The organism is Halococcus thailandensis JCM 13552 (assembly GCF_000336715.1).
GTDB classification, from domain to species: Archaea; Halobacteriota; Halobacteria; order Halobacteriales; family Halococcaceae; genus Halococcus; species Halococcus thailandensis.
This window is the reverse complement of sequence record NZ_AOMF01000015.1, coordinates 66,861-80,834: the sequence shown is the minus strand read 5'-3', so window position 1 is coordinate 80,834 and position 13,974 is coordinate 66,861. Positions and strand designations below refer to the sequence as shown.

At 53.7% G+C, this 13,974-nt stretch carries 7 protein-coding genes and 2 CRISPR repeat arrays (1 of these 9 cut by a window edge); of the genes, 1 reads left to right on the top strand and 6 read right to left on the bottom strand.

Annotated features, from left to right (window positions below; translation table 11 throughout):
* Positions 1-348: 348 nt before the first annotated feature.
* Positions 349-2,551: direct repeats of the CRISPR family, unit length 30 nt; unit sequence GTTACAGATGAACCCTTGTAGGGTCGAAGC.
* 247 nt (positions 2,552-2,798) lie between these two features.
* The gene (locus tag C451_RS00520; protein ID WP_241431121.1) at positions 2,799-4,940 is read right to left on the bottom strand and encodes a CRISPR-associated helicase/endonuclease Cas3; all 2,142 of its coding nucleotides are present in this window, start codon (positions 4,938-4,940) and stop codon (positions 2,799-2,801) included.
* A gap of 66 nt (positions 4,941-5,006) precedes the next feature.
* Here C451_RS00520 and C451_RS23345 point away from each other — a divergent pair, with 66 nt between their 5' ends.
* A complete protein-coding gene (locus tag C451_RS23345) occupies positions 5,007-5,243 on the top strand; it encodes a hypothetical protein (RefSeq protein ID WP_007736478.1) in 237 nt (78 codons plus the stop codon).
* 158 nt (positions 5,244-5,401) lie between these two features.
* Here the strand turns inward: C451_RS23345 and cas5b are convergent, their stop codons facing one another.
* From cas5b to cas6, 5 genes are all read right to left on the bottom strand, one after another.
* Positions 5,402-6,244 (bottom strand): type I-B CRISPR-associated protein Cas5b, encoded by an 843-nt coding sequence (cas5b, locus tag C451_RS00515; RefSeq protein WP_007736477.1) that lies wholly within the window; start codon positions 6,242-6,244, stop codon positions 5,402-5,404.
* 260 nt (positions 6,245-6,504) lie between these two features.
* Positions 6,505-7,842 carry an ISH6 family transposase gene (locus tag C451_RS00510; protein ID WP_394295053.1) on the bottom strand — a complete coding sequence of 446 codons (1,338 nt, stop codon included), beginning with the start codon at positions 7,840-7,842 and terminating at the stop codon, positions 6,505-6,507.
* Positions 7,843-7,996: 154 nt separating this feature from the next.
* Entirely contained in the window at positions 7,997-8,953 is a 957-nt protein-coding gene (cas7b, locus tag C451_RS00505; protein ID WP_007736475.1) for a type I-B CRISPR-associated protein Cas7/Csh2, read from the bottom strand.
* Positions 8,954-8,982: 29 nt separating this feature from the next.
* A complete protein-coding gene (locus C451_RS00500; protein WP_007736473.1) occupies positions 8,983-11,184 on the bottom strand; it encodes a TM1802 family CRISPR-associated protein in 2,202 nt (733 codons plus the stop codon).
* Complete coding sequence (cas6, locus tag C451_RS00495) at positions 11,177-11,938, bottom strand: CRISPR-associated endoribonuclease Cas6 (RefSeq protein WP_049912594.1); 762 nt, start codon at positions 11,936-11,938, stop codon at positions 11,177-11,179. Before cas6 ends, C451_RS00500 begins: the two co-directional genes overlap by 8 nt.
* 225 nt (positions 11,939-12,163) lie before the next feature.
* A CRISPR array of direct repeats spans positions 12,164-13,974; the repeat unit is 30 nt; unit sequence GTTACAGACGAACCTACGTAGGGTCGAAGC; it runs 586 nt beyond the window's last position.

Genomic DNA, 13,974 nt, shown 5'->3' with positions numbered 1-13,974 from the left:
GGAGACCATCCCTCGAAGATGAACTCGTTCGCCTGTTGCATCGACCTACTGCACTACTCGTACGGGTCCTAGGAGAGACTACCGAAATCGCTCGGGGCTAAACACGTACACCAGATCTAAATGGTTCCGTGGATTGTATCTTCTCTTCTCACGGTCATACTGAGAGCAACGATTCAGCAACTCTTGTAGATATGTATAGTTCTGTGAAGGGAGCAATCAAGGGAGGTCGCAAAACAATCATTTCTCCAACTTCATCGACCCACGGAGGTCTGGCGCGTATTGATGGTCAACGAAAATTCTATGTGAAAAGCGAGACGTAGCGATTGTATACCCTATGATTTGGGGATGGTTACAGATGAACCCTTGTAGGGTCGAAGCGTCAGCAGCGTTGTAGTGAGTGACGTTGATCTTCCAGTTACAGATGAACCCTTGTAGGGTCGAAGCTCGGCAATGCTCACGGATCTCGCGATACGCCGAATGTTACAGATGAACCCTTGTAGGGTCGAAGCATCGTCGACGATGTTCGCCGCCCGATCGATGGCAACCTGTTACAGATGAACCCTTGTAGGGTCGAAGCCCGCCAGTGATGACGAGCACGGGGTCGTTGCTGGTTACAGATGAACCCTTGTAGGGTCGAAGCGAGCGCGGCCGCCGTGATCGCGCCGTCCTGCGTGCGTTACAGATGAACCCTTGTAGGGTCGAAGCTTCCGAGACGCGGACGGGTTTGGAGGCCACGGGTTACAGATGAACCCTTGTAGGGTCGAAGCGGAAAGCGAATCCCTTTGAAAGCGCCGTTGTAGGGTTACAGATGAACCCTTGTAGGGTCGAAGCATAAAATATCGAAGTCGATGGCCGGCGGCGGTGAGGTTACAGATGAACCCTTGTAGGGTCGAAGCAACTGTCGTTACTGTGAGTGGGAATAGTATCTCGCTTGTTACAGATGAACCCTTGTAGGGTCGAAGCTCTACCCGGGCTCCTCTAGCGTATCGAAGCCAGTTACAGATGAACCCTTGTAGGGTCGAAGCCACCGGTCCGATCGGTATCGCGGCCGCAGCCGTTGTTACAGATGAACCCTTGTAGGGTCGAAGCCGGGCCCTCTTGGACCTTGACGCCAGCGCCGTCCGCGTTACAGATGAACCCTTGTAGGGTCGAAGCTCCTTGAGACGCATGACGATCTGGCCCACACCGCTGGTTACAGATGAACCCTTGTAGGGTCGAAGCTATAAGCACGATTCGGTGAAAGCCGACGGGTGCTTGGTTACAGATGAACCCTTGTAGGGTCGAAGCGATAGCCGCGAAGCGTTTCTCCGCGCCGGTCGGGACGTTACAGATGAACCCTTGTAGGGTCGAAGCACGGCATGAGCGGGAACGTGAACCATAGCCTGCCGGGTTACAGATGAACCCTTGTAGGGTCGAAGCGTTGTGGCTCGGTCGAACGTGAAGCATGACGGCGAGAGTTACAGATGAACCCTTGTAGGGTCGAAGCAGTCTCCGCATCGTCGCCCAATCCGCGCCAGATTTGGGTTACAGATGAACCCTTGTAGGGTCGAAGCTTGGTATCGCTGGTTGCGCTTTCGGCGGGCTGACTCGTTACAGATGAACCCTTGTAGGGTCGAAGCACGCCGACGGGGAAGGCGAAGTTCGAGGCTCCATCGTTACAGATGAACCCTTGTAGGGTCGAAGCCTACGCACCATTCTTGGCGATCCTCGCGGCGGTCGGGTTACAGATGAACCCTTGTAGGGTCGAAGCGAGCAGAAGGTCGAAGGGCTCGAACCCGGCAGTCAGGTTACAGATGAACCCTTGTAGGGTCGAAGCATTGGTCGTCTGAACATTGAGCGTGTTCGTGACAACCGTTACAGATGAACCCTTGTAGGGTCGAAGCTATATCCAGTGTTTCCACGGGATGAAACAGTCGAGTTACAGATGAACCCTTGTAGGGTCGAAGCTCCTCGTAGAGTCCGAGCACCTCGCCTTTGGCTTGTTACAGATGAACCCTTGTAGGGTCGAAGCCACTTCCGAGCAATGTGGGCGCGACGCTCACGCGGGTTACAGATGAACCCTTGTAGGGTNGATGAACCCTTGTAGGGTCGAAGCCACTTCCGAGCAATGTGGGCGCGACGCTCACGCGGGTTACAGATGAACCCTTGTAGGGTCGAAGCGAAAACTTCCACAGCGCCCGGGAAGTCGCATATCCGTTACAGACGAACCCTTGTAGGGTCGAAGCAGACGACCTCGGGGTGTCAACCCTGGCGGTCCGGTTACAGACGAACCTTTGTAGGGTCGAAGCCGCTTCATCCCGGCAGCGGAGGGATGGGTCAACGTGGTTACAGCCGAACCCTTGTAGGGTCGAAGCGAGTTCAATACGCTCGCCGAAGCGGACAGCGCTCGGTTACAGACGAACCCTTGTAGGGTCGAAGCCAGCAACGAGAGCAACCTCATGAGTGACAAACCGGGTTACAGACGAACCCTTGTAGGGGCGAAGCATCACGGGCTACGAACCGTCGAATCGTTGCGAGCGCGGTTACAGACGAACCTTTGTAGAGTCGAAGCGTCACGCAGCCGATCACTTCCGCCAGCGTACTCGTTATAGACGAATCTTTGTAGGGACGGCTGCTCGCCCGTGATGTTGATGCGTCGGTCCTACGTGTGTCCATCTATAACCGCTGGTCATCTATAGAGACGCGTTCGAACTTAGGCTTCGTCCCTACGTAGGTTCGTCTGAACCACATGATCAAGCCAGCTGCACGATCTTCTGCCAAGCTTCGACTCTACACAGTCCGTTTGTGGTCCGACAAAATCACCGAACGCCGAAAACTGGATCGTATGATGCGCTCCGTGCATCCAACAGCAGGTACCTTGAATTACCAACAGACACCTCATCTTCCCACGTATCCGGGTCAGTGTTGACCTGTGCACCTGGATGTTCACCGATATCCCTCGCACTTAGATCGTAAGTGAGGAGATTACGATGTTCTTCGTCAGTAAGACAAGCGACAACGTCGTCATAGCTCTCTATATCGTCGATCATGTGTTCACCCGCTAATTCGGACATCGAGGCTGATTCGACCGCAGCGGCAAGCTGTTCGTCACCAGGATCTAGCGGACCCTCGAACAGCGATTCGTAGAAGTCTACCACCGTGTCAGAAACCATCGTAGACTCATCGATGCTGCCATCCTCGGTAGCGTGACGTCGAAGAACATTCCCGGTCTCTCGCAAAAGTGGGAGTGCATCGCCACCGTCACCACCGTGTATCACCAGTGATGGAATGTTGTTTCCATCATTTGGATCATCAAGCCGCCAGACAATTACATTACCAGTTTCTCCACCAAACGATCGGTTGCATCGACCGCCAGATTGGACAATATTGGGAATTGGTGCATAGTCACGGAATACAGTGTCAAAACTGATGTCGACACCAGCCTCAACGACGCTTGTAGAGATGAGGACAACTGATTCATCCCGATCAAGAAGTGGATTGGGATCGTCTGAATCCCCTACGTCCTCATTATAGAGGGTATCGATAATCAGAGACCGATCATTGGGACGTACATCGCCTGAGAGGTATGCGTAGATGCTAGCGGTATCTTTCTCTGCCACAGCATCAAGAGCGAATCGGCGAAGTTGGACGGGATTCGGTAGTTCACCAGCCTTGCTCACGTAATCATGGAGAAGTTGACCGAGTTCGACGGAGGCGTTTTCGTCGGCTCTGGCAGTCTGGTAGACATACTGATAGAGTTCTTCAGCACTTGCTCGCGTGTTGCAGACTGCGAGTACGTCATTGCCGTCTTGAACCGTGTCGGATATTTGGCTACCAGCGGTGGGGTAATCAAGCACCCCGTACTTGTCTCCAGAGTTCTCTTGTACGGTATCGTGCAGCCTGTAAGTGACTCGAGGATGTTCAGCAAGAAAGTCAGTATACTGATCGGTATCATCAGTGAGTTCCTGTGTTTCGAGATCATTAGAGCCGTACTTGACAAGACCAGGCTGCGTTGCCGTCATCAAGATAACCGTAGCATCATAGATGCTGACGAGTAGATTGACGAGCAAGGGTACAATCTGCCACCAGTCCTCCGGAATGGCCTGTGGTTCGTCGATTACGACGACGGCTTCTTGAAGCGAGGGGATGCGAGTGGCCTGTCGTGCCGTCGGAGCTGTGAGTGACTCGAAAAGTTGAACAGTAGTTGTGAGAGTGAGGCCGCTTAGCCACGATTCTGCGTGGAGAGCACCCGGTGACCTACCAATTTCCGCATCGGTATAACGGTCACCAAGACCGGTGTAGGTGTTCGAGAGATGATGGTGGAGCGTAAACGACCTACTGTAGGGACTGGTTCCAAAGACAGACTGAATTTCTCTCGCAGTCTGATCAAGGATACTAGTGTACGGGAGGACGTACACTAGCCTGCTGTCATTGATGTTGGCGGCCCGGAGGCCTGCTGAGAGGCCAGCGTATGTCTTTCCGAACCCCGTTGGAAGCGTAATCAGACCTACATCGTCGGACTCGACAAGGGCTTCGACGTTCTTCGTCACATCCTGTCTGGCCTGATCGCGGAGCTGATTGAGATCAGCCAATATGCCTTCTCCTCCATCAAGATCATTGATATGATTATCAAGATCGATCCGGTCGGGAAGAGTACCATTGAGGTCGTCCTGTTTGAGACCGCTCGCCGCAGTCTGGTCGGCGAACTTGAGAGCCGTCCATAGCCGAATTACGTCTGCATAGTAACCCTCTCGTGGGGTACCTTTACCCATCTGTGCAAAATACACCAGATGGTCGTGTACACCGTCAGTTGATTCTATACGGGAGTCGTACCACTCTCGGAATCCTTCCCATGAACCCGATCCATCAGTTGCCTCTCGAATAATCCGATCTGCTCGCATCGGCACCTTATCATCGATATCGTCAAATTGTTTGCTAACACGCTGGTATGTTCCTTTCACCCCTGCTTTGGTTCGTCCGTATTTTTCCGCTAACGTGGAAGGCTCAGGAGGTGATCGTGTATTGTGATGGCCCGCGGCCACGAGTGTGGCTACCTCTGCTGCATGTTCTCCTACATTATCGCGACATTCCAGCAGGCAATAGAGTATAACGAGAGCACCAGGGAAAGCGTGATATCGATACTCGTCGGGCTTCTGAAAGGGTTTGCCACGAAGGTGCATCTGGGCCCAACAAGTCAGTTTGGCGAAATCGTGGCAGAGACCAGTTACTTTAGCAACCGGCTCTATAGATGTCCCATCAGCTAATGCCTGTTCACCACATCTATCCATCATCCGGTCGGCAACCGTCCGTAGATGTCCATCGTGATCAAATCGGCCTTCATTGCCAATGAGAAGAGTGTCATTGTCGTCTTCCGTTTTGGCAGGATGTGAGATATACTGGTCAAATACCATTGGGCTAGACATCAGCAGAAGACAATCCTGTGTTCGCCGACTGTATATGCCCGTGATTCATTGACGGGGAGGCGATCGTCACCGGTTGCGTAGGTGATATTATCGAACGCAGTTGTCTTCCGACCATTATCAGTCGCTTCCATGTAAAGCGGTGCCCGTTCGCGCTTGATTGTGATTCCAGGGCGCGGAATGACGGTAGAGGCATCGTATGCAGCAGAGTCGACTACATCCGTCGAAGCTGATTCGACCGAATGTACATCGACATTTCGAATATCAGCAATACATTCAGAAAGACCAAGCGCCGGTGAGTAGTGATACCGTGAGTCTTCGAGGCGTTCACGGAGCTCGTCGTGAACATCTCGATCGTCGAGGGCAACATAGATGCGATATATCGGATCAACAAGCATCTCATAGGTATCGCGCTGGCGATCATACTTCACATAGGACTTGGGTGTGAGCATTTCTGCTCCTTGTTGCCAGCTCCGCTCGTGAGGAAGGTATTGGATAGCATCGTCAGCCTTCGTATTGACCGTGGTAATGCCCATGGTGTAAGTATGTGGCAGTTCTTTCGGAACGACTGCGATTGCTGAAGAGTCCGGGGAGAAGAGATCGTAGTAGCTGTCGCGCGGCATTCCCATGATACCTGCGAGCAAACCGGCGACAGTCGTCCGGGGTGGGATGCGGTAGCTGGGCTTCGCGCTATTGTTACCGACTTTCCGGAAGTGGGCAAAGTCAGCGGTTACATCGAACCCAATACAGCTGTTGGGAACGAATTGTGAGCCCGATGTGGATGACTGGTCATCTGACGATTTTCCGCCATCAGGTACGTGGTCAGTGATATCTTGCTGCGTCATGTGCAAAGGGTGATTGAGGTTATCAGTTCGTGTACCGCTCGTACACGTCGTAGGCATCGACAGTGTCGGCACCAAGAGCGTCCTCAAGGGCAGCATAGAAGTCCTCGCGGTCGCCCGTCTCCCCGTTAGAGAGTGTGAAATCAACTGGTCGCGTCGGAAAACCGTTCAGAGTTCACCTCCGTTCGTTGTGACCGACACGCTACATCGTATCTTTCCGTGAGTTGACCGCTGGAGGAACTCNGGTCGCGTCGGAAAACCGTTCAGAGTTCACCTCCGTTCGTTGTGACCGACACGCTACATCGTATCTTTCCGTGAGTTGACCGCTGGAGGAACTCATCGAAGAACTCGCGGTAGTATTCGGGATTGGCGTATTTCGTGAGGGACAACTGCAACAGCGTATCTAACCCTTCTTCGCTCCACTGCATCCAGTCACGCTTGCATCGCTTGGCTACCTCCCCCATTGCTCGTTCGACAGGGTTCGAGGTCCACGGCACCTCGAACCCGTCTATCGCGTCCTCAGCAAACGTCACCATCGAATCCAGTCCACTACGAAGGTACGATGCTGCTTTCGGCGAAGAGAGTTGCTCTAACTGCCATGCTGTCTTCTCTATACGCTCTTTCGTTCGGGCGATCCGCGAGCGGATCGCCGAATACTCCTCTTGCGGACGATGTTTCTCGACGGAGTTCTTCAGGTGGAACAACTCTCCAGAGACCTCCGAAATGATCTCGTTACGGTCCTCCAATGAGAGCGCACCGTCGTCCCACAGCTTGTAGCCAAGTGTGCGCGGAACGTGAGACAAATCGAGTTGATGATCGCGTGTGTCTGTTTGAAAGGCCCCAACAAGGCTCTTCTCGGCGTCACTGACGACTTTCGCGTCGTCAGTGATCGCCTCAGCAGTATCCAGAGTATCCGCAATCTCACTCCAGGGAGTGTTCACCGAGACATCAAGCACTGATCGTGACGCTGTTTCGGTGTCTTCTGCGAGCGTTACTCGTACGTCGTGGTACTCACGGTCCTCGTCCTGACTGTAGCAGTTGGTTCCGTCAGGGATGACGGTTTCAGCTTCAGACCCGGCAATGCGGCTGGAAACGAACTCTGTGAGTTTCCTGCCGCACTCGGTCACGCGGTCGCGGATGGTGTCCTTCGAGGGCGTCCTTTCGAGGTCCTCAGCATGTGAGGCTGCGTCACGGTAGGAGAGAGCCGTCGCAAGATCGACTGTTCGCGCAGCGATATCCTGCTGATATCGCTTCTTTCCGTTGAAATCGACGAATTGTTCGATGGGGCGGAAATGAGCGTTCTCGTCGTCAGTTGCCGCAGTGTCTTTGACGTAGCCAAGGGAGAACTCGTGCTCGCCGACGGTAGTAACCGCTGTGCGAATCTTCGTTGTCGAGCGTTGGAATCGGTTGGTTCCGTTTCCCTGTGCGTGTTTTTCGCCACAGTACGCCTCAACGAGTACGTCGTTGAGGCTCTCGATGATTGCTTCGAGCAGCGTCGATTCGAGACGCTGCTCGGTCAGAAACTCCGCGAAGGCGGCAAGTGGGTACTGTTCAGTTGGGTCAATAGTCAGAACGAAGTGGATCGTGACCGTAACCTCAATCGGGGACTCGTTCACGTTCATCAAACAGTCCCCATTCCTTCGAGGAGTCAGCTACGACTTCGTTTCAGCGACTGCCCAGACGGTTCTGAACGATTTTCCGACGCGACCNATCAAACAGTCCCCATTCCTTCGAGGAGTCAGCTACGACTTCGTTTCAGCGACTGCCCAGACGGTTCTGAACGATTTTCCGACGCGACCAATCAACTGCACTGTCGGCGGTAACGTGAACGGTCTCGATACGAGCCTCGTTATCAGCAAGAGCCGTCACGAGTTCGGAGACATCAAGATCGAAATCGTTCGTGCCACGAATCTCGTCTTCAGGCAAGTCGCTGTCGACGTCAATACGATCATTGAGCCGTCCGATTTCGAATCCATCTTCCTTGTATTCGACCCGAACATAGAGGCGGGGCTGTTGGCCTGCCTTCGATCGAGTGACGGTTTGGTTCTTCAGCGCTCGCCAGCAGAGTGTGTCGAGGCGCTTGACGTCCGCTTCGGTAAGACGAGTATCTTCGGCGGCGTTGTCATTGATTCGGCCACCGAACCCGATCACGCCATAACTGATACGATTGTCTGTAGCGAACGTACCCTGTTCTTTCTTGCCACCGTCATCGTCCTCGTTGGCGATGACAGTAGCGAGCTGCTTGGATTCGGTATTGCGGGCCACTTCGTGGTAGCTCCGTCCGTGATTGAACTGCACAGGACCCTCAAACTGATCGGGAAGATCATCGGCCAATTCAGTGTCAAGTGAAATGGTAGCCCCGAAGTATCGTACGTCTGCTGCGGTCTCGACGAACGCTTCAAGCAGCTCCTCCGGCTCTGCATCTTCAGTAGAGACACCCATCTCTTCTTCGACAGCATCGTACATCTCTTCGCGAGTCAACACGTCGTCATTTGGATTGGCGATCAATACGATATGATCATCTTCCACGAGCTGATCGCGAAGATATCGCTTGAGCCGCACGTCGGTAACGACACACTGTCCAGTGACTGGATCAATACGTGGCTCGTTGTCAGCAGTAAGCGGGTCACCGTTGGGGTTGGTATCTTTCGCATCGATGACGAACGCGATTTCGGAACGATTCTGGATCGTATCGTCAGTGGTGTCTGTCATTGTTGTATCGGTTGTAAGAGCGTCTAAGGTTAGTTATCAGCCTGTGTCTCAATTGCTGCCTCTTCTTCCATATCGGCAGCATCCTTGTCGTCGATCGAAGTATCGTTCTTCCCGTAGGTGAGGCCGAGTCCGTAGTGCATTCGGAGGTCATCGGTTGAAATCGACCATTCACTTGGCGAATGCCGATTCACGATGTCATTCAATCGCGTGATGTATCGGTCATTCATCAACATCCCAGCACTATCGTTATCGCTCGAGTAGTGGGCATTCTTCTCTAGTACCTTGCTAAGCGTGGTAGACACACGTCTCCGCGTCATCGCGTCAATAGGATGCTGACGGATGACGGTACGTGAGAGCCCACTCTGATTTTGGTAGGCAGCTACTCGGCCAATCAGAGCACCAAGGAGAAACGCTGCGCGGCGCTCCTCATCTTCTGCGAGAGCAGGGTGATTATCGATGAACTGTGCAAGTCGGTCATCTCTGTTGTTGATGTCTATCGTATCGCTCATAGCAGTTGTGTCGATCGGCGTTGTTCGCGGATCATCCGAAGACGAGTCACCGAGGACGCCCGCACGAGCAAGCGCATGCATCTGAACGTATTGGCGGGTGAGCAGTGACTCAGGCAGTTCATTGCCGTTCTCGAATGCGCTTCGCTGCTCGCTGATTAAGCGGGGGACGTATTGGCCGAGAAGCCAATCTGGATCAATTCTCCCGTTGGAGCTAAGGGTAATGCTGGTTGCCTCTGTCCGATGATCGGTTGTGCCATGATCATCTCTGTCTTCATCCGTACTCTGATAACGGAAGGTACTCTGGAAGTACCAGCTAGTAAGGATGCCAGTGATGACTGCTGTGTGGTCCTCAACCCGTAGATATCTGCTCCCTTGATCGCTGTCACCACCATCAGATAGTCTACCATACGGTGGCGAAGGGAACAGTGGTAGCCCATCATCTCTGTCCGACGTGAAGATGGCACTCTGCAACAGTTCAGTATGTGCTTCTTGAACGAGACGGGTTCGTTCCGGGTCGGCACACGGTTCCTCCTCAATGAATTTACGCTTGTTTCCGGGGGTGTAGGTAGCCACGTAGTGAATTTTGAAATCATCAAAGAGAGGATTGGCCGGGTTGCTAGCGGCGTCCTCGATAACACTGACAACTGCACCACTGTTGTCGGCAGCTTTCATTGCCAGTTCATACAGCGCGACAGCCTGCTCAACCGTTGGTTCAGGAACGTATGGCACATAGTACGCTGTTGTGTCATCGCCGAGAATTTGGACGAAGTTTTCTAGCAGCGGTACTCCCGATGACACGGCAACTGCGGCTTCAGAGGTAAGGGGACGCTGCTGCCAACTCTTATCGACAACAAGGTTGGGGAATTTCTCGGCCATCTTTCCCTTGTACCGCTGAAGCGGAGAGTCGCTCAGCCCAAACACTTCACCGCCTTCCTCGGTGATGAAGCCTCGACCTTCGCCGGATGCGTCATCAGCTTCTGAATATGATCGCATCCGCTTTTCGACCCATCTGTAGTGCATAGCTTCATTCAGTACCTCCACTTCACCTGGATAGACATAGCTCTCGGTGTCAGGGAGTTTCAGACGCACCGAAAGAACGCCGCTAAATTCGGTTCCGAAGGTATCTCGGATCGAATCAACAACGTCACTCTCGAGAGTCCCCATTAGATCGCTGTTTTCACCGATCGCTCTGAGATCGTCAAGAATCCACCCATCGTCATGTTCGGCAGCCACGTCGGCAACGGAGTCAGACGCTGCCCAGCGGTCGAACAGCTGTCGAACATACTTCACGCAATCTTCAGAAGATTTGGTCACATCGTGGCTTAGGGACATGTTGTGACCCGCAGCACGACTATCCTGGCGACTGAATCCGACGCGAAGCATTTTCTCGCGATCAAGCGATTCAGCGACAAACGGCGAAGTATCGTCGCTTGAAATGTCATCTAATTCGCCGGCCTCACCGAATGTTGGTGTGTCACCTGTGAGATCGACAAGAACGCTGAATAGACCGACTTCTTGATCATAGTAGTCTGTGCGCGACTCATGAGTCATACGCCCGATATATCTGTCATCGATCGGCACGTCATACTGCTTTGCTGTATTGAGAGCATGGAGCTTGCCGTAGAGATATGCCATATCGTACAGCGAGGCTATCGGCCTATCGAGAAGAATTTCGTTGATGGCATCTGCATCCTCATTGGCGTCGAGAGCGGCTTCAGTCATCTGTATTAGTACGCTTGTTGAGGAAGCCGAAACCGAGCGGCGTTCGCCGGCCGATGCCAACATCCAGTGCAAGGTTGAGGTGACGTCGATGGTGGTCGTCGCGGACTCGATAGGGGAACTTCCATTTCGATACTAGGACTGTCCATTCCGTTCCGCTGGAGATCTGGACATCAAGCCAATATTTCTTGAGCATTTCGTACGATTCGAACAGTGGTGTGTCCACTTCTTTCGGCCCAGGATCGCTATCTGGCATAAATCGATCGTGATTGCGTTGGAGTTGGGTCTCTACATGATCAAAGAATGGTTCCATACCATGTTCTGGCCGCCAGAACGTCTCATGATCGTGTTTCTCGGGGTTGTCGAGGTACTTTGGAGGTGTGACAGAATACACTCCGGTAGCGGTTTCGAGAATGCCCTCGGTACCAGGCGGGCCTACGCCTGGATCAAGCGGTTGTGCATCCTTGACAGCAAATGGCATCGATCCAGCATGCATTTCGGGATTGCTGAGGAGATCAGCGGTGATGTGTGCCAGTTGCTCTTCACGTGATGAGGCAACGATGAACTGCCGTTCGTCATTCTCAGAAAGATCCCCCCATGGAAAGGGGTTTGAGAAAGTGAATCCAGGGGTTTCGTCACCGTGCTCATCATACTTGGTGTCCTTGAGAGCGTCCCAGATTCGGGCACGTAATCTCCCATGGTACTCTGAATCGTAGGATGCATCCATCTTGGCTTGCAAATCGAATAGTACTCTCATCGTGCCACAGTCCATCTATGGTGCATTTCTGCCATCCAAGCAGGATTCAATATCTCTCGCAGACATATAAAGTTACGTGGAGGGAGTTGGATCGTGGTGCGTCGTAAAGCAATCTACGATCGGTGATTCCATCGACCCCTGTGGGTCTGGCGGGTATTGACGGTCAACGAAAATCATATGTGAGAAGCGAGACGCAGCAGTTGTATACTCCAGCATTTGGGTATGGTTACAGACGAACCTACGTAGGGTCGAAGCCGGTTACACGAGTCTATACCGGCAACGAACCGCTCGTTACAGACGAACCTACGTAGGGTCGAAGCTTTGATCATGGCGTCAGTCAGCGCATGAAGATCGACGTTACAGACGAACCTACGTAGGGTCGAAGCAGAAGGCGGTATTGGGCTTCGGCCCGATATTCCGTCGTTACAGACGAACCTACGTAGGGTCGAAGCGGATGGAACTCGAAGCCGACGGCTACCCCATCGAGGGTTACAGACGAACCTACGTAGGGTCGAAGCCAGACCAACTCGCTGTTGAAGGAGGTCAAACAGGCCGGTTACAGACGAACCTACGTAGGGTCGAAGCGAGGTCGCCGACCCCGTCGCGTGCTCCGTGCCGCAGGTTACAGACGAACCTACGTAGGGTCGAAGCNAGACGAACCTACGTAGGGTCGAAGCGAGGTCGCCGACCCCGTCGCGTGCTCCGTGCCGCAGGTTACAGACGAACCTACGTAGGGTCGAAGCAGAACTCACGTCGGAGAAATAGACGAGTCCGGCATCGTTACAGACGAACCTACGTAGGGTCGAAGCCTCGCGAGTATATTGCTGGCCGCAACGCGGGCATTGTTACAGACGAACCTACGTAGGGTCGAAGCCTGTGAGCCACCGGCTTCGATGTCGCCGCTCGACAGTGTTACAGACGAACCTACGTAGGNGTTACAGACGAACCTACGTAGGGTCGAAGCCTGTGAGCCACCGGCTTCGATGTCGCCGCTCGACAGTGTTACAGACGAACCTACGTAGGGTCGAAGCTTTGACAGCCCGTCGCGGACGAATGCAATGCGCGGGGTTACAGACGAACCTACGTAGGGTCGAAGCCCAGTGTGGATCCAGCCGCAGTTCGTCGCTCCGGCCGGTTACAGACGAACCTACGTAGGGTCGAAGCTTCGGGCTCCTCGCCGAGCTGGCGACGGTACTCGTGTTACAGACGAACCTACGTAGGGTCGAAGCGAGCGTTTGAAAACGCTCACGGAGAGCGAGCTGGCGGTTACAGACGAACCTACGTAGGGTCGAAGCCTAATTCTACGGCAACATCAACGAGTGGCGGGGCGTGTTACAGACGAACCTACGTAGGGTCGAAGCACCGAGATCGAGGCGCTGTGCGACCCCAGCGACCGTTACAGACGAACCTACGTAGGGTCGAAGCGGCGACGATGCGAGGTACACATCGGCCGTTGTGCCTGGTTACAGACGAACCTACGTAGGGTCGAAGCGAGCTGTTTCTCGAAGTCGGCGGTCTTGTCCGCGTCGTTACAGACGAACCTACGTAGGGTCGAAGCAACAGTGAACCGGACCCGAACGGCACGCCACTAAAAGTTACAGACGAACCTACGTAGGGTCGAAGCACAAGGACCTCCACGGCAAATACAAGCTCTCGGCCCGCCACGGTTACAGACGAACCTACGTAGGGTCGAAGCCAACTCATCCTTCGGCAACGAAATCCGTGCGGTGGTTACAGACGGTTACAGACGAACCTACGTAGGGTCGAAGCCTCACCATCCCACTTTGCCGAACACTCTCCCCCGTTACAGACGAACCTACGTAGGGTCGAAGCGAAGCTCTCGGCCGCGGGATCGAGGGGGCGTTCGAGTTACAGACGAACCTACGTAGGGTCGAAGCCAGTCTCGGTGTAGAGACGTTTGCGTGGCGCCTCGTTACAGACGAACCTACGTAGGGTCGAAGCGCAGCGAGGGGAGTGCCAAACAGCGCCGATGGACAGTTACAGACGAACCTACGTAGGGTCGAAGCATGAACTGG

What these genes read in the sequence shown, in the direction of transcription:
- cas6 (WP_049912594.1), bottom strand. Translation starts at nt 11,938, where the DNA reads ATGAGAGTACTATTCGATTTGCAAGCCAAGATGGATGCATCCTACGAT.
- C451_RS23345 (WP_007736478.1), top strand. Translation starts at nt 5,007, where the DNA reads ATGGCCCGCGGCCACGAGTGTGGCTACCTCTGCTGCATGTTCTCCTAC.
- cas5b (WP_007736477.1), bottom strand. Translation starts at nt 6,244, where the DNA reads ATGACGCAGCAAGATATCACTGACCACGTACCTGATGGCGGAAAATCG.
- cas7b (WP_007736475.1), bottom strand. Translation starts at nt 8,953, where the DNA reads ATGACAGACACCACTGACGATACGATCCAGAATCGTTCCGAAATCGCG.
- C451_RS00500 (WP_007736473.1), bottom strand. Translation starts at nt 11,184, where the DNA reads ATGACTGAAGCCGCTCTCGACGCCAATGAGGATGCAGATGCCATCAAC.